The sequence below is a fragment of the Palleniella muris genome, assembly GCF_004792655.1.
In the GTDB taxonomy this organism is placed as follows: domain Bacteria; phylum Bacteroidota; class Bacteroidia; order Bacteroidales; family Bacteroidaceae; genus Prevotella; species Prevotella muris_A.
The window spans coordinates 55,386-77,052 of sequence record NZ_SRZC01000009.1; the positions used below are offsets into that span (position 1 = coordinate 55,386).

17 protein-coding genes are annotated in these 21,667 nt (G+C 51.8%); 1 reads left to right on the plus strand and 16 read right to left on the minus strand.

The genetic code is table 11. The annotated features are described in order from the left end of the window. Positions 1–56: 56 nt before the first annotated feature. The 16 genes from E5358_RS06785 to E5358_RS06855 form a co-directional block, all read right to left on the minus strand. Positions 57–731 carry a porin family protein gene (locus E5358_RS06785; protein ID WP_135939475.1) on the minus strand — a complete coding sequence of 225 codons (675 nt, stop codon included), beginning with the start codon at positions 729–731 and terminating at the stop codon, positions 57–59. A gap of 36 nt (positions 732–767) precedes the next feature. Then, the gene (locus E5358_RS06790; RefSeq protein ID WP_135939476.1) at positions 768–1,790 is read right to left on the minus strand and encodes a PD40 domain-containing protein; all 1,023 of its coding nucleotides are present in this window, start codon (positions 1,788–1,790) and stop codon (positions 768–770) included. Between the two features lie 123 nt (positions 1,791–1,913). Continuing rightward, the gene (locus E5358_RS06795; RefSeq protein WP_135939477.1) at positions 1,914–2,126 is read right to left on the minus strand and encodes an XRE family transcriptional regulator; all 213 of its coding nucleotides are present in this window, start codon (positions 2,124–2,126) and stop codon (positions 1,914–1,916) included. 580 nt (positions 2,127–2,706) lie between these two features. Beyond that, positions 2,707–3,639 carry a lysophospholipid acyltransferase family protein gene (locus E5358_RS06800; protein WP_135939478.1) on the minus strand — a complete coding sequence of 311 codons (933 nt, stop codon included), beginning with the start codon at positions 3,637–3,639 and terminating at the stop codon, positions 2,707–2,709. Further along, positions 3,636–5,495 (minus strand): LTA synthase family protein, encoded by a 1,860-nt coding sequence (locus tag E5358_RS06805; RefSeq protein WP_135939479.1) that lies wholly within the window; start codon positions 5,493–5,495, stop codon positions 3,636–3,638. Before E5358_RS06805 ends, E5358_RS06800 begins: the two co-directional genes overlap by 4 nt. Beyond that, on the minus strand, positions 5,492–7,453 hold the full coding sequence (locus tag E5358_RS06810; RefSeq protein WP_277821196.1) for an LTA synthase family protein: 1,962 nt from the start codon (positions 7,451–7,453) through the stop codon (positions 5,492–5,494). The genes E5358_RS06805 and E5358_RS06810 overlap by 4 nt, the downstream gene beginning before the upstream one ends. A 94-nt stretch (positions 7,454–7,547) precedes the next feature. Further along, positions 7,548–8,537: a BamJ family beta-barrel-assembly machinery protein gene (locus E5358_RS06815; protein ID WP_135939481.1), complete on the minus strand. Its 990-nt coding sequence runs from the start codon at positions 8,535–8,537 to the stop codon at positions 7,548–7,550. 117 nt (positions 8,538–8,654) lie between these two features. Beyond that, entirely contained in the window at positions 8,655–9,527 is an 873-nt protein-coding gene (locus E5358_RS06820) for a BamJ family beta-barrel-assembly machinery protein (protein ID WP_135939482.1), read from the minus strand. Positions 9,528–9,646: 119 nt separating this feature from the next. After that, entirely contained in the window at positions 9,647–10,252 is a 606-nt protein-coding gene (locus tag E5358_RS06825) for a BamJ family beta-barrel-assembly machinery protein (RefSeq protein ID WP_135939483.1), read from the minus strand. A gap of 136 nt (positions 10,253–10,388) precedes the next feature. Further along, the gene (locus E5358_RS06830) at positions 10,389–12,356 is read right to left on the minus strand and encodes an Ig-like domain-containing protein (RefSeq protein ID WP_277821197.1); all 1,968 of its coding nucleotides are present in this window, start codon (positions 12,354–12,356) and stop codon (positions 10,389–10,391) included. Positions 12,357–12,415: 59 nt separating this feature from the next. Beyond that, complete coding sequence (locus tag E5358_RS06835; RefSeq protein WP_135939484.1) at positions 12,416–13,963, minus strand: GH3 auxin-responsive promoter family protein; 1,548 nt, start codon at positions 13,961–13,963, stop codon at positions 12,416–12,418. Between the two features lie 191 nt (positions 13,964–14,154). After that, positions 14,155–16,983: a M16 family metallopeptidase gene (locus E5358_RS06840; RefSeq protein WP_135939485.1), complete on the minus strand. Its 2,829-nt coding sequence runs from the start codon at positions 16,981–16,983 to the stop codon at positions 14,155–14,157. Positions 16,984–17,161: 178 nt separating this feature from the next. After that, positions 17,162–18,388, minus strand: a complete 1,227-nt coding sequence (locus tag E5358_RS06845; protein WP_135939486.1) for an FtsX-like permease family protein — start codon at positions 18,386–18,388, stop codon at positions 17,162–17,164. 117 nt (positions 18,389–18,505) lie between these two features. After that, positions 18,506–18,841, minus strand: coding sequence for a 30S ribosome-binding factor RbfA (gene rbfA, locus E5358_RS06850; RefSeq protein WP_135939487.1), 336 nt, complete (start codon positions 18,839–18,841; stop codon positions 18,506–18,508). A 4-nt stretch (positions 18,842–18,845) separates the two neighbouring features. Next, positions 18,846–18,968, minus strand: a complete 123-nt coding sequence (locus E5358_RS15085; RefSeq protein ID WP_277821198.1) for a hypothetical protein — start codon at positions 18,966–18,968, stop codon at positions 18,846–18,848. Positions 18,969–19,398: 430 nt separating this feature from the next. After that, positions 19,399–20,418 (minus strand): alpha/beta hydrolase, encoded by a 1,020-nt coding sequence (locus E5358_RS06855; protein ID WP_135939488.1) that lies wholly within the window; start codon positions 20,416–20,418, stop codon positions 19,399–19,401. A gap of 186 nt (positions 20,419–20,604) precedes the next feature. Here E5358_RS06855 and E5358_RS15325 point away from each other — a divergent pair, with 186 nt between their 5' ends. Further along, entirely contained in the window at positions 20,605–21,588 is a 984-nt protein-coding gene (locus E5358_RS15325) for a LysO family transporter (RefSeq protein WP_277821199.1), read from the plus strand. The last annotated feature ends 79 nt before the right edge of the window (positions 21,589–21,667 follow it).

Genomic DNA, 21,667 nt, shown 5'->3' on the forward strand with positions numbered 1-21,667 from the left:
TTAATGACATGCAGTAATTATTCAGAACAACTTAATTCACTAAAGGGGGAAAAGGCTTAGAAGTTATATCCGAGGTTAATCATCCATGCCTTGTTCTTGATTGAACCATCATCGTCACGACCGATGTTTGTCAAGCCAAGGTCATAAGAGAAACCGAGATAATAGTGCTTTGCCACAGTCACGCCGGCACCGAATGAGAGACCCATGTCGAAGCTCTTAGCGCACTCTGAGTCATCATCATCCTCACCACCGAAGAAATCATACTCGGCTTCATCACCACCTACTTCATACTTGCTCTTTCCTGAGATGCCGTAAGCAAGGTAAGGACCAACGTTTATCTGAAGCTCGCAAGCGTCACTGAAAGCGTAACGGTAAGAAGCGAGGACAGGAATCTGGAGATACATTGGGTTCACCTTCCATGTTTCACCATCCTCTTCCATCTTGAAGCCCTTCTGCTGAAGGAACAGACCTGTCTGCAGATGGAGGCTCTGCATGAGAGGAATGTCAACATTCACACCTGCGTTGAAACCGATGCGGCTGCCCGGAGAGTAGGAACTGCCATCCTCTGAGAATGACATGTTTGCGCCAAGGATACCTCCGCGGATGCCGAATACCACTCCCTCGTCACTCTTCTCTGTTGAGAAGAAAGAAGAAGATGAACTGCTTGCTCTCTGAGCGGAAACTGTCAATACGCTGAACGCGCATGCCAATACTAACATAAACTTTTTCATAATCTTAAATGTTTGTTGGTTGATTAGTTAATTGGGTTACAAATTGAAGTCCATTCGCCATACATTGTACACCTTGTCCACAGAACCGCGCTGTGAGAGGAAGAATATGCTCTTGCCGTCAGGAGCCCAGACCGGCGAAAGGTCATTGCCGGGATGATAAGTCAGCTGTGTGAACTGTGTGCCGTCGGTGCGCACGACAAAGATGTCCGTGTTGTCAATGCCCTCCTTCTCCGACTTGCTGCTGCCGGTGACAAGAAGCCAGCGGCCGTCAGGTGACAGCTGCGGCGTGGTGTAGCTCTTTCCCGGCTGTGTAAGGATAACCTCCTCCACACCGGTCTCAAAGTTCACGCGCCATATCTCACTCTCGTTGTTGTTCGTGAACCGTGCGCAGTAGACCACACTCTTCTGTCCCGGGATAGGGCAGACGGTCATTCCGCGTGAATAGTTCGAGAACAGGTTTGTCTTTCTGTCATAGCTCCAGATGCTGTAGCTTGAGCGTCCCTCGCCACGGTGGAAATAGATGGTGTTGCCGTCAGGGCTTATCACACCGCCATAATCGTTGTCCGTACCGCTGGAAATCTGTCTTACCACCGTGCCCTGGTTCGCATCGACAAGGTAAATGCCCTGATGCCCTCCTCGCACCTCAGTGAAACAGAGAGTGTTGCCGTCAGGACTCCAGGAGAATCCCTGAACGTTGGTCCTGAACGTACGCTGCACGCTTGCTCCGCCGTGTGACGCGCTCTTAATCATCACATTGGTGGTCTTGTTCTTCTCATTGATGTAGCCTATGCGCTTGCCATCAGGCGACACAGCAATCTGCGGCACCACCCACCAATCAAGAACGTTTGTCTTCTTCGACCCGAAGATTCCCGAAGTCTTCCCGACAAGCCCGTCATTATAGTCGGCAACCATGTCGGCATCTTCGGTAATCTTCTCGAACTTCACGCCGCCCTCTTCAGGGACAAACACCACGGAATAGTCGAATTTGCCTTTCTTCTTAGCACCATAGCTTCCCATGGCAACAAGGCAAAATGCAAGTAATATAAATGTCTTTCTCATTAACCAATATTTTAATATTAATAATTGTGAAATATTGGTGCAAAGGTACAAAATTATATAATTAGAATGAACATTATTGTGTATCCGTAAAGCGACAGAAATGTATCAAAAACAGGACACATATCAACCCTCAGCCTCATAATCCTCCACAAACTCCTTGAAGAAATCATGCTTGAGTATCCTTGAGATTCGTATCAGCATTCCCGTGTCAATGCTGTTTTTCCCAAGAATCCTGTACACAAGGGAACGGTTGCAGTTCAATTTTCTGGCAAGCCAGCTCACCGTCCGCTCCTGCCTCTCCAGCTCTTCCCTGATGCTTTGTCCGATGTTTATCATGCAGATACAAGTTATATTCCGTTAACACTTCAAAAGAATATAACAAAAAAAGGCGGGACCCACTCCATGCTTATTTTTCAAGTCCGGTCAACCGCCAAGTAAACCTTTGCATACCAACAAGCACAAGCAGTCCACGCCCCAAGGGACGTGAACCTATCATCGCTTGTTCCCGTATGCAGAATGATTTGGCGGTTATTCGACTTGTTGAGAACAAGGACTATAAGTCCATATTTCTAATAAGTAAAGAACGGGAGTTGCCTCACCGTCATATTCTGTTTTTACTGTTTTTTCTGTTTTTAGAATTATACTTTGCAAAGATACTACAAAAAAGTCAATTATATGCCTATCCATGTGAATAAAATGCATTTCCAAAAGAAAAATGATTGTTTTCCCAGCTTAGGGACAACCATTCATGCATAATGGATTTATCCGTAAATAAGCAGGTCTGTCATGCGAAATGACCAGTAAACTCATAATTTGCAGGAGTCCTTTATATGATGTCACAGCCAAACAGGTTTTGGACATTGCTGCGCTCCACATATTGTCTCCTGACAAAAGCAAGACTTTTTCACAGCGACAATCATCCCATGATGACCTTGCCTGAGACCGGATCATACATTTTCAGCCACTCTTCCTTGGTGCGCTTCCATCGGTTATGGCTCCACAGCCAGAGGAAAGGAGCCTTTATGATTGTCTGCTCCAGCATGCGTGTGTAACGCTCAGTGATGGCAAATTCAGGCTGCTCCCTGGAGTTGTCAGTGATAAGAACGAACTCCGCTTCATAATACCCGCGCTTCACTTGGCGCACATCAAGGTAGTAGACATCCATGTCAAGCTTCTTCATGAGTTTCTCTGCACCAGTGAATATCGGTGTCTCCGGATGATTGAGGAACGGTGTCCAGTAGTGGATGTTGTTCCAAAAAGGAGCTTGGTCGGCAATAAATCCCACGAGTATGGGCTTGCCCTGCTGCTTCAGCTTCATCATCATGCGCACCGATTCGTTGACAGAGATGTTTACACTTCCGAAGCGCTGGCGTGTATAAGCTATAAGTCTGTCAAACACAGGGTTCTCCAAAGGATGATAGAGCTGTGACGCTATGCACGTGCCTTTTGTCCAAAGACTGAAAGAGGATATCCATTCCCAGTTGGCATAATGCCCGAGATATATGCCGACGTTCTTGCCGTTTCGGGCGGAAGCTCTGACACTCTCTACATTGAGAAAACGCATACGGCGTTTTATTTCTTCCTCGGAAATGGCGAAATACATCACTGATTCCGCAAGGATGTCACAAAAATGCAGGTAGAACCGTCGCTCCAAAAGCCACAGTTCCTTGTCTGATTTCTCCGGGAAGGAGTCTCTCATCTGCCGGTGAACAAGTTTCCTGCGGTAGCGAATGACATAGAACAGCAGTGCAGAAAGACACAGGGAATTGAAATAATGGATGCATGCCGGCAGCTTTGAGACAGCATACCAGCAGCAGAACATTATGTGGTAGAGGACTTTTTCTTTCATAGTTCAGATGTTTTCTTGTACAGGTTCTGCAACAGAGCCTTCGCCTTGCGCTCCCTTATGCCGTCAGCTCCGGCGACACTTCTCTCACCGTCAAGGTCAAATGTTGTACGTCCGGTGGAGTCAACGAAGGTTATTCCGCTGTTGTAGACGTGGAAAGCATTGGGATAAGCATACGTCGCGCTTGTCACATCGCGTGAGAAGATGAAGGCATCGTGGACGATTCCCATCTGTCCGAGCAATGTCGCCGGGAGGTCTGCCTGATTCATGAGCCTGTCAATCTTCATCTTCCGTACCACGGCCCCTCCTGTCCATATCATCGGGATATGGGTCACGTCATGGTCGTGCAGGGCGGCATTCTGTCCGTAAGGTATGCCATGATCGGATGTTATGATGACAAGCAGATTGTCCCACACCGGGCTTTTCCGCAGCTTCGCCATGAGTACGCCAAGGCAACGGTCTGTATAGTTGAAGGCATTGAGCACATCGTCGTCCATGGTCCGTGACGGCACGGTCCACGGCTCATGGCTGCTCAGGGTCATGATAGTGTGGAAAAACCTTTTGTCCGGATGCTTGCAGCAGTCTGCAACAATACCTTTAAACGCCTTGTCGAACAATGTCCCGTCATAGACACCCCAGTCCGTGGCGATGTCCTTGCGAGGGAAATCCTTGTCGGAGACGGTCTTCTGGAATCCGGCCTGGTGCATATAGCCGCCGGTACTTGCGAAAGAGATGTCGCCGCCATACCAGAATGCCGTGCAGTAACCGTTGTCAAGCAGTGTGCGCGGCAACGCTGCCATGCGCTCACACTTCTCAGGAATCTTCATGAGTGATGTCTTCGGAATGGCTGGCCACCCTGCGAGGAGCGACAGTTGTCCGCGATCGGTGCGGAAACTGTTGGCGTGGCATGCAGTGAAGTCCACTCCTTCGTCCGCCAAAGCCTGAAGGTTCGGCATGGCATTCATGTCACGTGCGACATGCCAGTCCGCACCTTCCCATATCACAAGCAATATGTTCGGACGCCGAGTGGTGAGGAGGGTGTCTGCAGTTACTGTCTCCGTGTTATATATTCCCTTGATTATTTCTTTGCATTCCTCCTCTGGAAAATACTGTGCCTGTGACCCGAAATCCTCGAGTTTGCCTATGGAATAGAGCATATTGAACACCGGATTGACGGCAGCATGGTTAAGATACTGGTTGTCGGAATAATAAGCTTCCGAGACATTGTTGGTGCCTTTGCCCACTCCTCCTCTTATCATCAGCACGAGAAGGGCACAGACAGCGACATACAACGCTACGGTCGTGAGGATGCGGGTTAACGGCCGCCGGGGGCAGGCGGCGGGGTGCGGGGTGCGGGAACCTATTGCGAGGAAGAACAAACGGCCTGAAAACCACGCCCATACGGCTGCAAGAAGCACCTGACGGGTAACGAATCCCGCAGAGACACTTGCCATAGCATCCTTCGGCTTGTCGGTGTAAAGGAACACGGATGTGTCAAGCTTGAAATGCCAGAATGGATAAAGGGCGATGTCAGCAATAATAATGACTGCAAAAAGTATGGCTATAACTGCATAGTATATCCTCAGGAAATGTCGCAGTCCTTCCTCCTTTCTCTCGCAGGAGGCAGGGAGAAATGCCGTGGCCATTATGGCCAGGAAAGGCAGAACGAGAGTGTATGCCGTGACGGCATAGTCAAGTTTCAGACCGTGAAGCACCACTTCCAGGCAGTCTGTGCCCGAAGTGCCCTCCTGCCATGTCAGGAGAAGAAATAAGAGTTTCTGCACTATGAAGACAAGCATCACGGCAATGAACAGCCTCGCCATAAGCATTATGCCGGCATTTCCTGTAATATGTTTCATTTTATGATAAGTTTGTCGTTTACCATTCGTTGCATGTAAGTCTGGATAACAGCCTTCAACTGCCGCTCATCAGCCATTATTTTCTCCCTTTCAGTTGCCGGCAAAGCAAGTGTGCCGTCACCTTTCAGGAGATTACGGCGCAGAAGTGTGTCCTTCCGGAAGTTATAGACGGCATGAAGACTGTTGCCATCGAACTGCAGGAGATAGTCGCCTTTGACAAACTGGTACAGCCCGCTGCCGGTATGGTTGACAGCCCACGTCTCTTCGGCGGGTGTGTTCAGCAGGTCAACGCCCCACGCGATGTAAGGTTCGGGATAGCGCAGCCACCCGAGGATGGTGGGGAGGATGTCCGTCTGCTGTGCTATGCAGTGCATCCGTCCGCGAGGCATCTCGCCGGAAGGGTCGAAGAAAAGCAGTGGCGCACCGAACAGCCCGAGGTCTGTACGGTACTCGGGGTGGTCGGCGATGTTGGTATGGTCGCTGGTGAAGACAAAGATTGTGTTCTTGTACCACGGCTGTTTCCGCGCTGTCTCAAAGAATTTCCGCAGCGCCATGTCCGTATAGCGGATGCACTTATGGATAGGGTTCTCGTCCTCATCCTTATAAACCTCCTTGTACTTCTCCGGCACAACATACGGATGATGACTGGAGGCGGTGAAGACAGAGGTGACGAAAGGCTCGCAGAACTCTGTCATCTTCATGGCATAGAACTGCAGGAACGGCTCGTCCCAGATGGCCCATGTGCCGTCGTACTCCCGTTCTCCACCAAAACGAGGATCACGGCCGAACTCCGTCCTGCCGTAGTAATCCTTGTAGCCCGTTGCTTTTGCGAACGCCTCAAAGCCCATGCTGCCGTTCTCCGCGCCATGGAAAAAGGCGGAATAATAGCCTTTCTTGCCCAGTTCGCCGGCTATTCCGCTGACATCGTTCATGGATGCCGGCGTGAGGAAAAACGGCTCTATGAAGCGCGGAATGCCTGAAAGTATGGACGGCATACCGTCGATTGACTGTCTGCCGTTTGCAAAAGTATAGTCGAAACTGAGACTTTCCTTGTACAAAGAGTCCATGAACGGCGCATAACCCTTGTACTTTCCACCGTCAAGGTGATCATTGTACGCTCCGATATATTCCCTGCCGAAGCTCTCGACGATAAGCACCACGACATTCTTCCGCCGCATTTCGCCCTTGACAGGCTCATGGACAGGTGAATAGATTGTGGCGAGTTCCTCGTCGGAGAAATATCTCGGGTCATGGAAAACGTTCTTGCCGACCGTGCGAATCATGGAAAACGGTGTGTTTAGGATGAGCACTGCCTCTGCCGGACGGCGGACATATTGGTTGGCATTGCTGACGGTTATCGGGCGTACGGCTGTCGTCCAGCCGCCTCGCATACCGGCAATGCAGAAAGGAACAAAGACAAGGAGAGTAAGGGCTCGTGAGGAAATCTCCGCCCAACGCGGGAGAAGAGAATGCTTTCCTATACCCATTATGCGGCGTGACAGCCGCCAAACGGCATAGAAAACAAGGAAAGCAAGGAGGAAAAGGTACCAATGGCGCAGGGTCTCCGCACCGAGAATCTGCAAGAGGTTGCTCTCGTTGGCGAACTCATTGAACACGGACATGGTAGTCCTTTTGCCTGTATATTGGAAATAAACCGCGTCGCCGAGGTTCATTGTGAGTGCCAAACCGGTGATTAGGGTGTAGACAATGCTGACTGCCTTGTCCCACTTCCGCGGAAGGAGGACTATCAGGAGGACAACAAGGGCGTTGGTGTACATCACCGCCGAGGTGTCGAACATCAGGCTGCCTTCCAACAGCCGCCATGGGGAGTTATGGGAGAACACGTCCGTGAAGACATCCTTGTTCTCCAGGAAATAAGCCACACGGGCAAAGAAAAATACAGCGTAAGAGAGCAGGAGGTGCAGGAATACCCGCACCGCACATGATAACAGGCTCATGGCTTTTTGATTGCTCGTCATACGCTGTGGTTGGATTGTGGGATTTGGTCAGTAGTGACAGTATTGTCAGTACTGTCAATGCCGACAAAAACAATTACTTCTTCCTGCGTGCAGCAGGCTTTTTCGCTGTTTTCTTGGCTGTCACGGCAGGAGTTGCCTTTTCTTCCTTAGGCTCCTCTTTAGCCTTCACTTCCACGACTTCCACCTTGAAGACGAGAGTCGAGAAAGCAGGAATCTTGCCACTCGGGCGGCTGCCATAGCCGAGGTTCTCAGGGATATACAGCTCCCAGACAGAGCCTTGCGGCATCATGCAGAGAGCCTCTGTCCAGCCCGGGATGACCTGTGTCGGCTTGAAGGACGTGGTCTGCGGGGTGCGCTCATAGCTTGAATCGAAGACAGTGCCGTCAATAAGTTTGCCCTCGTACTTCACAACGACGTCATCATCCTTCTTTGCGACAGGACCGTTGCCTTCGGTAAGCACCTTGTACTGAAGACCTGAAGGGAGCACCTTGACACCCTCCTTCTTGGCATTCTCGGCGAGCCAGTTCTTTCCGGCAGCCTTTACAGCCTCCTCCTTGGCTTCCTTTATGGCGTTCATGGCAGCCTCGAAATATTTTGTGGACTCTTCCATGGAGAGCACACTGTTGTCGTTCTCCACGGCGTCGGTAAATGCACGCTTGAAGAGAGCCTCATCGAGAGCAGCTTCCGAACCTTCCATCTGAGATTGGATGTTAGGGAGCATGCGCTCCTTCACCATCTGTGCGATCTGCTTTCCGGCAGCCTCCGCCTTCATCTGCGGTGTCTCCACCTCGTTGAGTCCTTTCTCCAGACCTTTCACGAAGTCAGCCATATAGGCGGTGTCCACCTTAAGTTGTCCTGTGACATACTCCATCATGCCCATTGTCAGGCTCTTGCCTGCGGCATAGCTGATGGAGTCCGCCTTGGTCTGCAGGGAGACAATGGATTTCTCCACGACAGCGGCAGGGACGGTCTTCTTGTTCTTCTTGTCCTTTTTGGCTACAGCCTCAGAACAAGCGGCGCCCGCCACTATAGCGAGCGCCAGCATTGTTATTGTCTTTTTCATTGGTTGAATTGTGGTTGACAGTTGTGGGTTATGGGGTAGTTTGGTCAATGTTGACAGTACTGACATCATTGTCAAAACTGTCCCGAGCCCTAACACCCACAACCTCAGGCTAAAACCTTACTTCTTTATCTCAAGGAGTTCAATCTTGAAGATGAGGGTTGAGAAAGGCTTGATAGCACCTGCCTGGCGTGAGCCGTAAGCGAGGTCCTGTGGGATGTACACTTCCCATGTAGAGCCGACAGGCATCTTTGTGAGAACCTCTGTCCAGCCCTTGATTACCTGGTTGGCACGGAGAGTGGTAGGGTTGCCGGACTTATAGGTTGAGTCGAACACTGTTCCGTCGAGGAGCTTGCCCTCATAGTTGACGACAACGGCAGAAGTGTCGGCAGGAACGGCTCCTGTTCCCTCCTTCAGAATCTTGTACTGAACGCCTGAAGGGAGAGTGACAACGCCCTGAGCCTTCTTGTTCTTTGCGAGGAAGTCCTCACCCTGCTTCTTGTACTCACCAAACTGCTCCTCAAGGTTCTTGGCGCGAATCACCTCCATCTTAGCCTGTGCTGTCATTCCGGCCTGCTCCTGAGTCATGAGACCGTTCTTGCCTGTGTAGCCGTTGATGAAGCCTGCCATGAAGTTCTTGAGAGAGATGGTCTTTGTTGAGTCCTCACCGAAGATTTCGTGGTTGATGCCCTTAATCATCTGGTTGGAAATCTGCTGACCGATTTGTATGCCGGCATAGTATGCTGCCTTCTTCTTGTCGTCACCGGCAGACACACCTTCGTTGAGACCCTTTATGAATTCGTCCACGCAAGTGGAGTCAACGCCCATGCGCTCTACGAGGTACTGTGAGAGACCGTTGGACTGTGCCATACCGATGGCGTAAGAGAGTGTGTCGAGGTCGTCGTTAAGGTCCGCCTTAGGGGTGGAGTTTCCGCAGCTTGAGAATCCGAGTGCTGCAGCGGCTGCAAGAGCCAGGAATGTAATTTTCTTCATTTTATCTTTTTGTTGTTTTTGTTTTCTTTTGTCATGTTGTATCATGATGAATCAGGTTGCATCATGTCACAGCTCATGTTGAATCATGAGGCAATATGTTACATCATGATGCGTTTTCTTTACTGCACCTCGATAAGCTCAACGTCGAAGATGAGTGCTGAGAACGGAGGGATTGACGCTCCTGCGCCGTGCTCGCCGTAGCCGAGGTTGTAAGGGATGTAGAGACGGTACTTTGAACCCTCGGACATGAGCTGCAAACCTTCTGTCCAACCGGCGATGACGCCGTTGAGTGGGAAGGAGATAGGCTCACCGCGCTGTATGCTTGAGTCAAAGACTGTGCCGTCGGTGAGGAAACCCTCGTAGTGCACCTTCACTGTGTCAGTGGCCTTTGGCTGCTTGCCGCTGCCCTGCACAAGCACCTCATACTGAAGTCCTGAAGGGGTCTCGATGACCTTCGGATTCTTGCGGTTCTCGGCAAGATACTTCTCTCCTGCCTCTTTCGCGCCCTTTCCTGCCTCGCGGCGGCGTTCCATCTCGCGCTCCTCCTGCTTTTGGAAGAACTCGTTGACGAGCTTCTGTGCGTCCTGCTGTGCCACTTTCGATTCGTTTCCTTCAAGCATATCCTTCACAGCCTCCATGAAGTCTGCGAGATTGATGTCTTTTGCTCCGAGCTGTGCCAGCTGTGTGCCGATGCCAAGTCCGAGAGCGTAACTTAATTTGTCCATGTTTTTATTTGTATTTTATTGATTTCACGATGCTTTGCCCTTAAAGCCGTCCGTAGGCGGCAATAACGCTTACAGTCTACAAAATTACAAAATAATCCATTACCTATGGTCTAAGGCGTATAACCTTTAACCATTTTTAGAATTTGCTGTCGACCTTTTCCTTGTCGTACGGCAGCCCCATTTCTGCGGCGCGCTTGGCATTGCGGAGAGTTATTGTCTTTTTCTTCTCGCCTTTCTGCTTCTTCATCTCGCCCGGCTTTTGCCGGTGGAACGGGATGTTGCCGATGGTGAAGGTTGTCGTGAGGTCCCATTTTGCCTTGCATTCTACAGGTTTCGGGTTGTAGTGCACCTCTTCCGGCTGTAGGTCAAGGGAGTAGTCGCCAGTGTCCCATTTGCCGTTGCTGTTGCGGTCAAGGATACACCGCATGTAGTATGTCCCCGGCGTGAGGTAGTAGAACTCTGCCGTGTTGTCCTTGGCGACGGCTTCTGCCAGTTGTTTCCCTGCACGGTCGAGGATTTGCACGATAACCTGGCCGGTGCTGTCCCTAACCCCTTCGACATTTACGAAGAGCGTCGCAAAGTCCTCTTCGGAGGCAATCTTTATGCTGTATCTCTTCGGGTCGGAGACTCTTCCATAGATGTCGCGGAATGCTGCGGAGTCGATTTCGAGAGTATAGTCCGTGTCCGGCTGCCATTCCCCTCTGATGCCATAGGTTCTCGGAGGAAGCCCTTCGGAGTACATCTCCCACGGCACGTCGGTCTTTACGGAGTCGACGAGTGTCGTGAGGTAGATTTTCTCGCGGAAGATGGTGTCGAGCGGTGTTGGGAACTCGATGGTCAGGTTCTTGTCAGGAGCCATTTTGGAGCCTCCGCCGACAAACTTCGGCTCCAGAGCGACGATGCGCGGGTCGCGTTCCTTGAACTCCCTTTCCTTCTTCTCTGCCTTTTCCTTCGCCTTTTCCCATTTCTCCACGTCCTCGTTGAGGAGCTTCATGCGCTTCTCGTAAGGCACTTTGGCAAGGAATTCAATGGTGTCGGTCTGTGAGACAAGAGTGCCGAGGCTGTCGGTCATCATGTATTCGAGGGCGATGCGCAGCGTGTCCTGGTTGACAAGGGCAGTGTCGCGCAGCCAATAGGTTATTGTGTCGCGGCGTTCCGTTGTCTCGATGATGTATGCGTCCTTGTCATTAAAGTTCAGTGCCGTGAGCTTTGGCAGCGTGTCGGTCGGCGTGCTGAAGAAGAGAGTGAAGCGGTCGGGCTCCTTTCGCTCCGTCTTGATGAGGTAGCGTTGTGTCGCTTCCTGTGTGAAAGAGCGCAGGCAGATGTCGTCAGGGAGATAGCGCAGGTAAGGCACTCGCTTGATGTCGGCGATGTGCAGGCTGTCCTTCCAGATTGTATCCTGCCTTATGTCGTCCTTTGTAGAAGGGACTATTATGTCGTGGCTGAACGCCAGCGGTTCGCCGCGCTGTGAGAGTTTGAAGTCGCTGTCGCTGTCGCCGAGGGAGTAGATGCGATACTTTCCCGGTGCCACGCCACGGATTACGAAATGCCCGTAGGAGTCTGTGCGTCCCGTGCGGAGCATAGGTTCGGTGGTGAAGGCTGAGTCTGCAAGGTTGGCATAGAGACCCACAAGCTGCCCTTTGACCGGTTCGAGGTCTTCGGCGTTGACGACATATCCGCTTACGGCGAGAGTGTCTATATGGTCGCCAGTGGAGAAGACATAAGTGTAGTTGCCCATCGGATTGTTCTCGTTGTTGTCCTTTATGGCGTCGGAGAAGTCAATCGTGTAGGTGGTGTTTGCCTTCAGGGAGTCGCGGAAGGTGATGCGTATGGACTTTCCCATGGTCTTTATGTCCGGCTGCTCTATCTGAGGAGGGCAGAAGACAAGGTTCTCGGCAGCGTTTTCCAACTGGACGAACTCATTGAAATACAAGGTTATGCGTTTCTGCGTGACACCTGTGGCGCGCTCCTGTGGCATGGTAGCCACCACGCGTGGCGGCACTTCATCGTACCAGCCGCCGTCAGGAGAGCCCATGCGGGCGCAGCTGTGGAGGAGGATTGCCGCTGCCGTGGCAAGGAGGATTATGGAAAGTCGGTTAAGCATTTGGTTGGGATTGGGAGTGGTGGGAGGTGGGTTGGAGGTTGTTGCAACAGGAAGTCCCCTTAATTGAGTTTCAGGAGCTGCTCGATATGCTCGCGCGTGTTGCTCAGTCGCGGCACCTTATGCTGTCCGCCGAGTTTGCCACGCTGCTTGAGCCATGAGTGGAACAGTCCCTGACGCGCCTTGATTATCTCGAGAGGCTGCAGGGTGATATCCTTGAAACGCTTCGCCTCATAGTCGGAATTTATCTCCTGGAGCTTGTCGTCGAGAATCCGTGCGAAACGGTCAAGGTCCTCAGGCTCACGCGCAAACTCTATGAGCCATTGGTGGCGGCACTTGCCGTCGTCACCCATAAAGACTGGAGCTGCGGTGTATTCCAAGACTTCCGCGCCTGTCTCGAGGCACGCATGTGCCAGTCCCTGCTCGGCATTGTCGACGATAAGTTCCTCGCCGAAGGCGTTTATGAAGTGCTTTGTACGCCCGGAGATGATGAATTTGTAAGGGTTGGTGCTCGTAAACTGCACGGTGTCGCCGATGACATAACGCCACAGGCCGCAGCTTGTGGAGATTACCATGGCATAATTCTTGCCCACTTCCACGCCCCACAACGGCACAACGGTAGGCTTCTCCGGCTTCGCGCTCATAGGAGCGGCAAGGTAAGCGTTGAGCTTGTCAAGCTCCGACATGGGCACAAACTCATAGAATACATCGTAGTCAAGCATGAGGAGCATGGACTTGTCGTTCGGGTCACTCTGTATTCCGAAGAATCCTTCCGAGGCGTTGTAGGTCTCCTCATAGTGCATGTCGGACTTTGTGATGAGCTGCTCGTACTGCTTGCGGTAGGGAGTGAAGGCTATGCCGCCGTGGAAGAACACTTCAAGGTTTGGCCATACCTCCTCCAGATGCTGCTTGCCTGACAGTTCCATGACACGGAGAAGCACCGAGAGCATCCACGAAGGCACACCGGAGATGTTGGTGACGTTCTTGTTCAGCGTCTCCATGGCTATCCTTTCGCGCTTCACCTCAAAGTCGGAGAGCAATGCTGTCTGCTTCTTCGGCACGCGGACCATGTTCGCCAACGGGTTGATGTTCTCGATAAGGATGGCTGAAAGGTCACCCACGAGTGAGCCCTCGACATTGTAGTTTGCCTGATGCGAACCTCCGAGAATCAACGCGCGTCCGTCAAAGATGCGCGAATTGGGGTTGTTCATGAGGTAGATGGCCACAGAGTCCCTTCCTCCGGCATAGTGCATCTGCTGCAGTCCCTCTTTGGAGACAGGGATGAACTTCGACTTGTCGTTCGTCGTTCCCGAGGATTTGGCGTACCACCTGACCTTTCCGCGCCACAGGATGTCTTCCCCGCCACGGCGCATGCGGTCGATGTCCTGCTTCAGGGACTCATAGTCGTTAAGCGGAAGGTCCTGTGCGAAGGTCTCATACTTATGGATTGAGGAGAACGCATAGCGTCTTCCAATCTCCGTATCATCAGCACGACAAAGCAGACTCTCCAGCACTTTCTGCTGAAGGTCTGCCCCGTGGTTGATATGTTTCTGCAGTTCATTCTGCCTTCTTGCGAAGTACAGTTTCTGTGCAATGCTTGTTATGCTCATGTTCTATGTGTTTAGCGGCAGACAAGCGTCACCAAAGGTGCCGCCGTTAACCGCCGTTCAGAGGCATACTCCCCATTCCTTGGCGGAAAGGGGGCATGCCTCTGCCGGTAAAAATACTTTATTTATATAATATATGTATAGAGGTTCTCTCCATATATATCACACAAGCCTGTGTTGTCGGCTGCCGGCGGTTATTCCGGACGCATCACAACAGTGAGCTTATTGCCTGCTACAAGCACCTTGTTCTTGAGGAAAGCGGAAATCTTCTCCGGCGTTACAGCCTCGACAACCTTCTTATAGTCGGTCATCTCGTCAACACCGAACTTGGTGTAGCCGTCAATCATTCCTGCCCAGTAACCGTTCTTCTTGGCGTTGACATCAGCATCCTTCAGCATGTTGGCCTTCACTTTGGCAACAATCTCTGCGTCTGCGCTCTGTGCCAGCTTTTCGATGTCCTTGTTGATAAGCTCGAGTGCGAGGTCAACCTGCTCAGGCTTTGAGATAGGGGCATAGACCTGCATAATCACCTCTGAACCGAACTTATAGCCGGAGAGTGACAGGTAAGCGCCGCAAGAGTAAGCTGCGCCTGCGTCCTCACGCACATCCTTCAGGAGCATCTGTGACAGGACCTCACCGACATAGGATGAAAGGACAGAGTTCTCGAGAGTGTATTCAACAGGAGCGTGGAGCACCTGCATGACAGAAGGCTGCGGAGTTTCCATCTTACGCTTGAAATCCTTCACCACATTGCCCTTGAACAGAGTGCGCACGTCTGCCACCTTGGCAGCCTTTCCCTTACCGGGGAGTGATGCGATGTACTTGCAGATGAGCGGACGGATGGTAGCCTCGTCGAAGTTGCCTATGATAGTGAACGTGTAGCCGTTAGCATTTGAGAAACGCTCCTTGATGATTTCCAGACAGCGGTCAAGGCTTACGTTAGGCATGTCGGCCATTGTAAGCGGCGCAAAGCGAGGGTTGTTGCTGTAAAGTCCGTTTGTCAGAGAGTCGGAGAGTGCAACCTGAGGCTTCAGGTCACGGTTCTTCAGGCTTGTCTCAAGACTCTGCATGAGTTTGTTGTAAGCCTTCTCGTCCTTCTGCGGAGCAGTGAAATAGAGGTAAAGGAGCTGCATCATTGTCTCGATGTCCTTCGGTGTGGAATGACCGGTGACACCGTTGTAGACGAGGTTGCCGAGATTGACATCCACATTTGCCTGCTTTCCTGCGAGAGCCTTCTCAAGCTCGTTGCTTGTGAAGTTGCCGAGTCCGAATGTTCCTGCCACATAATCGATGAGCTTCAGGTTGCTGTAGTCGGCAGCGCCATAGAGGTTCTTGCCGCCGTCAGCCCATCCGCGGAGGAGGATTTCGTCATTCTTGAAGTCTGTCTTCTTAAGGATAACCTTCGCACCGTTGGAGAGTGTGAGCTCGGTGTAGCCCAGTACGTCGTTCTTCTTCTCAGACTTTATCTTGCCTGCCTTAAGCATCTTCTTCTCGTCAACGAGAGGCTCGTCCTTTGTGTTGTCCACCCAAGCCTCGACAGCCTGTGCACGTCCCTCGGCAACGACTGCCTTCATGTCCTCGACAGTGAGATACTTGGCACCTTCCTTCTCCTGAGCGAAGCAGGAGATGACAAGGTTCTTGTCCTCGTTGATTGTGATTGATTCCTTCAGTCCCTGATTGATTACGTCGAGCTGGATGTTCTGTGCGATAGCCTGCCAGAGCTGGTAGTCAATGTCAGGGTCAGGCATTGCGGAGCCTTTGAGGTAGTTGTTAACACACTGCTGATAGAGCTCTGTGTGCTTGCGCTTGTCACGGTTGGAGTAAGCCTTCTCGCGCTGTGAGAGGAACTCCTCCTTTGCACGCACGAACTCACCGCCTGTGAAGCCGTGCTCCTTGATTCTCTTCAGCTCGCGGACTCCGGCAAGGAGAGCCTCACGTGACTTTCCTTCCTTGGCAACGATGGTCACGTCGAACGCGTCCTTTGTCGTTGAGATGCAGTAGCCTCCGTAAGACATGGAGAGCTGCACGAAAGGACAGTCAGGGTTCTGTGCTATCTCGCTCATACGTGAGTTGAACATCATGCAGACAAGAGTGCTGAGATAGTCGTTCATGTACTCCATCTGAGTGTTCATCATCTCTTTTGGCAGCGCATCGCTCTTCATGGCTATGGACATGAGGGTGTACTGCATTTCCTTGTCCTTGTCGAAGATGTAGATTGCCTCCTCATTGTCAGGCACCGGAACAGGCTCGACATGAGCGGCGTTGGCGTGAGCCTTGATGTGGCTGAAAAGTTCCTTTATCTTCTTCTCTGTATGGTCTACGTCGATGTCACCGATAACGATGATTGCCTGGTTCTCAGGGTGATACCACTTCTCGTAGTATGCGCGGAGCACCTCAGGCTTGAAGTTGTCCACAACCTCCATGGTGCCTATAGGGAGGCGGTAGCCATACTTACAGTTAGGATACATGGCAGGGAGATTGTTCTCGAAGAGTCGCTGCATGGCAGAGTTGCGCATAGCCCACTCGCCGTGGATGACGCCGCGCTCCTTGTCGATGTCCTCCGGGAGGAGTGAGAGACCGTTTGACCAGTCCTGAAGGACGAGGAGGCAGGAGTCGAGGGCTGTCTGGCGCGCTGTCGGCACGTTATCTATATTATAGACAGTCTGCTCGATAGAGGTGTAAGCGTTGAGGTCTGCACCGAATGCAACACCGAGTGTGCGCAGGTACTCTATCATCTCATTGCCCTTGAAGTGTGTGGAGCCGTTGAACGCCATGTGCTCCAGGAAGTGGGCGAGACCGCGCTGGTCGTCGTTCTCTTGTATGGAACCGACACGCTGTGCGATATAGAAGTTCGCCACTTTCTCAGGATAAGCGTTGTGGCGGACATAGTAGGTGAGACCGTTGTCGAGCTTGCCTATTCGTGTGTTAGGGTCTGTCGGCAGTTTCGGCAGCGCCGGCATCTGTGCGAGGGTATAGGAAACCACTGCGAACAGGACGACGATGATTGAAAGAAACTTTTTCATTTTGTTGTTTGTTGATTATAGAAAATTGAAGTTGTTTGTCAAGGTTGTTATCACGGTCAATCATGGTTTTATCACGATTCATCATGGTTTATCATGAAATGGTAATCATGAAATGGTAATCATGATGAATCCTGATAAATCCTGATGCAGCATGATGTGTCTCACCACTCTTCCTCCGCTAAAGCAGGTGTCTCGTGAGGTATCTCACAGGGTAATAGACGGAGATGAAGCCCACGGTAATCACCGTGACGAAGATGACTGCCACATCGGAATAGTGCACGCTGAGCGGATAGGCGTCGACAATGAACGTGCCGGTGGACTCGCCCATGCTGACAATGCCGAACTCCTGCTGCAGCCAGCAGAGGAGCAGACCGAGTCCCGTGCCCACAACGGCGCCGACAACGGAGATGAGACTGCCTTCGATGAGGAAAATCTTTCCTATCAGACGGTCGGAGGCTCCGAGACACCTCAGTGTCCTGACATCCTCCTTCTTGTCGATTATGAGCATCGAGAGCGAACCGATGATGTTGAAGCAGGCAATGACAAGGATGAACGTGAGGAAGATATATGCGATAATCTTCTCAATCTTCATTATGCGGAACGTGTCCTCCTGCTGCTCGAACCTGTCTTTCACGACATACTTGTCGCCGCAGATGCCGCGGATTTCTTCCTTCACCGCCTCGATGTCCGTGCCCTTTTTCAGGCGCAGGGCGAGGCTTGTTATCTCGCCTTGGCGGAAGAAGAGGTTGCGTGCGAAGGTTATGGAGGTGAGGATATACTGCTTGTCGTACTTCGCCTGCTTGACGGAGAAGACGCAGCCGGAGGACATCAGCGAGTCGACACTGAACGCATCGCCCGGGTTGGTCATGTCAAGCTGTCCCTCGCGCTGCGGGGCGTAAATCTTCAGCCAGTCCTGCCAGTAGGCTCCCGTGCCGAGGTCTATCGCCACGCGGATGCCCGGAATGCCGTACTCAAGGTCGGCGGCATGGAGCGTGAAGTCGCCCTCGCCGATGAGTATGCTCCTGATGTTGGTCAGGTAAGGGTAGTTGTCCTCCACGCCCTTTATGCGCACCATCATCTGCTTGTCCCCATAGACGGCAAGTGCCTGGTCCTCCACGCATTCCGTGGCGACATCTATTTCCGGCAGTGCCTTTATCTTCAGCAGCAGCGGGTCGTCGGCAGCGCATGCCTTTCCCTTTGCCGGAGTGATTTCTACCTGTGGGTCAAACGCCGTGAAGAGCGATGCCACAAGGTCGTGGAAGCCGTTGAACACGGAGAGCACGATGATGAGTGCCATGGTCGCCACCACTACTCCGATGACCGAGATTCCGGAGATGATGTTTATTGCATTGGTGCTTTTCTTGGCAAACAGGTATCTGCGCGCTATGGTGGTGGCTAAGGACATTGGGTTCTTTTGTTGTTTTTTTTGAGGTTGGAGGTTGTGAGGGTTGGACAATAATGACAGTATTGGCAACTCTGACAATACTGTCTGCATTGTCCAACGCCCACGCTCCTCGGTTCATTATTCTTTCAGCAATTCGTCGATGCGCTCGATGTAGTCCAGTGAGTCATCGATGAAGAAGCGCAGCTCAGGGATGATGCGCAGCTGGTTGCGCACGCGCCGACCGAGGTCATAGCGTATCGTAGCCTGGTTCTTGTTGACATTCTTGATTATCTCCTCGCCCCTTTCGGAAGGGAACACGCTGAGATAGGCTGTGCAGACGGAGAGGTCAGGGCTTATCCTGACGCGCGTAACACTGACCATCACGCCGTGCATCATACGGGTCTGTGACTGGAAAATGAGGCTCAGCTCCTTCTGCAGAAGGCGCGAGATTCTATTTTGTCTTGTCTCTTGCATATCCTTATTGTGTTAAGTTTATGATGTTCCTCGGAAGCCTGCGCCCGTCATTCCACGAAAAGCGGTGGCAGAGGACTGTGCGGAACGGCAGTGAATCCGTGCGCAAGTCATATTGCTCGCTTTCCATATCCTTTAGACGCATAATGCTCCTAATAAACTACAAAATTACTCCAAATATTCGAAAAACAAGCCGTAATTAATCTTTTTTAACCTGACACACCTTTTTATATATAAAGTTTCCTGCTGAAATCCGCCATAATCCCAAACCTGCATTCCAATGCACCGGCAACAGTGCGGGAAACGTCCGGCAGCAGTGCTGTGAAAGGTCAGCAAACGTGCATAAAACAAACCGTTACCTTTCGCATGACGGAAGGTAACGGTTGACCATGTGAAGGGCTACACTTTGCCGGACAAAAGGTAACGCTTGGCTTCACATTCCTTACTCTTTGTTTTCAAAATGATATACAAAGAGGATGACAATTCTTATAACAATCTATGGTTCAAGCACATGCAGCGCGCACCGGTTCCTGTCACCCTCTTCGTCTTTTGAGATGTCTTCATCGCGGTATTCGCATATTGTGGTATAAATCATGCATCGGACTGTAAAGGTCAGGCTGCAGCATGTGCATGTCAAGGAAATCCTTGACCTTCTGCGTATATTCCTCGGGATGGTCGAGATAAGCCCGCGCGTGCTCTGAGCCCGGTGCTATCCACAGTTGCTTTGAATAAGTTTTCGTTTCATAGAGCTTGTGTGCCATCCATGTCGGGACAAAGGTGTCCTTGTCGCCATGTATGAACAGGATAGGATCTATGGACCACCTCATCAGCTTCAACGGTGACGCCTCGCCGAAGCTCCACCCGTTCTTCAGTTTGCAAATCACACTGGCAGAGTACATCAGCGGGAACTCCGGGAGGGAGAACTGCTCGCGAAGCTCCTTCGAGAATTCGTCCCACACGCTCGTGTATCCGCTGTCCTCGATGAAGCAGCGTATGGTGATTGGGGACCGTTCTCCGGCTGTGCACATTGTTGCTGCTGCTCCCATGGAGACACCGTGGATGACAATCGCCGACTGTTTCTTCTCGTCGCGGAATATCTTGTCCGCAACATTCGCCCAGTCGAGGATATCCTCCCTGTCCTTCCACCCCATCTGTATGCTCTCGCCGTCACTCAGTCCGTGGGCGTGAAGGTCAGGGAGCAGGATATTGCAGTTCAGGTACTTATGGTACATTCTGCCAAGGTAGAGGAACGTGGCATGGCAGTCCTTGTAGCCGTGGACAATGATTGCCGTGCGTCCGTGTGCGTTCTCGTTGCGCATGTACACGGCATGGAGGCGGCGTCCGTCGTACCTTGTTATGAACGTGTCGCGCAGCAGACCGTTTGCTTTGACGCTGTCGGTCCATGCTTTCATGAACGGTGCGCGCTTGAACATCACCTGCATCGCGCTGTCAATGTCGCGGCGGTTGGGGTCGGGCGTGAGGGAATAGCTGAGCATGTAGAAACTGCCGCCGATTGTGATTACCGTGACAACTGCCAGGACTGCCACGATGGAGAGGAGGGGTTTCTTTTTGATTTTCATTGGAATATATGTTTTTATATTGTGTTTTTGTGGGGATAAAGTGGAAATGTCGGAATAAATGACTAACTTTGCATAAGATAAGCGGCACCTTAGCAATTAAGAGCAAGCTCTATTGCGTTCGGTTTGCATTATCTTTGCAAAAGATTCTGCGTTTTTATTTTATAGTATTCATAAACCAACAGTAATATGTTTATCGTATTCGGATGCTTGTTTTTGGGAATAATCTTGGGGCGTTTGTTTTTGCGGAACCGTGAAAACGGACGGCTGGCAAGCGTCATCACCGGCATTGTCCGCCTGCTTCTGCTCGCGTTGGGACTGGAGGTCGGAGCGGACAGCATGATTATGGGCAGCCTTGGTTCGCTGGGCTTGACTGCATTGTGGCTCACGGTGGCGGCAATGGCGGGCAGCGCATTGGCGGCGAGCGGGCTGTGGATTGCCGTGCGGAAGAGTGGCAGCGGTGCATTGGGATGCCTCCGGAAGCCTTCAGAGGGAACGGCTTCAGCAGCGGAGAACGGCAGGCACGGAGGCTTTGCAAGCCGGCTTAACATGCTGTGGGAGAGCATGAAAGGCAGCATTGTGGTTGTCGCGTTCTTCCTTTTGGGCATAGTGCTCGGACTGTCGGGAGTGGCGGATGCGGACGGCAAGTCTGTCTCGCTGACAAGCTATGTCCTCTATGCCCTGCTGCTGTGTGTCGGCATGACCATAGGCGAGGACGGAGGTTTCTTCAGCCGTGTGAAGGGGTTGGACAGGAAACTGATGCTTCTCCCGCTGATGACGGCGTGCGGAACGTTCCTCGGTGTGGCGGCAGTGTGGGCTTTTTTCAGGCAGTATCTCCTGACGGACTGCCTTGCCGTGGGTTCAGGGTTCGCATATTACTCGTTGTCAAGCGTGTTCATCACGGAGATGAGGGGTGCGGAACTGGGCACTGTTGCGCTGCTGTCGAACATCTTCAGGGAGATTCTCGCCCTGCTTGTCATCCATCCAATGGCGCGCACTCTCAATCCGCTGGCAGCGGTGAGCATGGGCGGCGCAACGACTTTCGACACCTCGCTGCCGGTCATCATGCAGTCGGCAGGGAAGGATTATCTCATCATTGCCGCCTTCCATGGCCTGACGCTCGATTTCAGTGTGCCGCTGTTCGTCACGCTGTTCTGCAGCATCAGTGGATAGAGGATAGCGGGATTTCAAGGCTTTACCCTTGTTTTTACAAACAACAGTGGGGCTGCACCACCTTGATGATGGTGCAGCC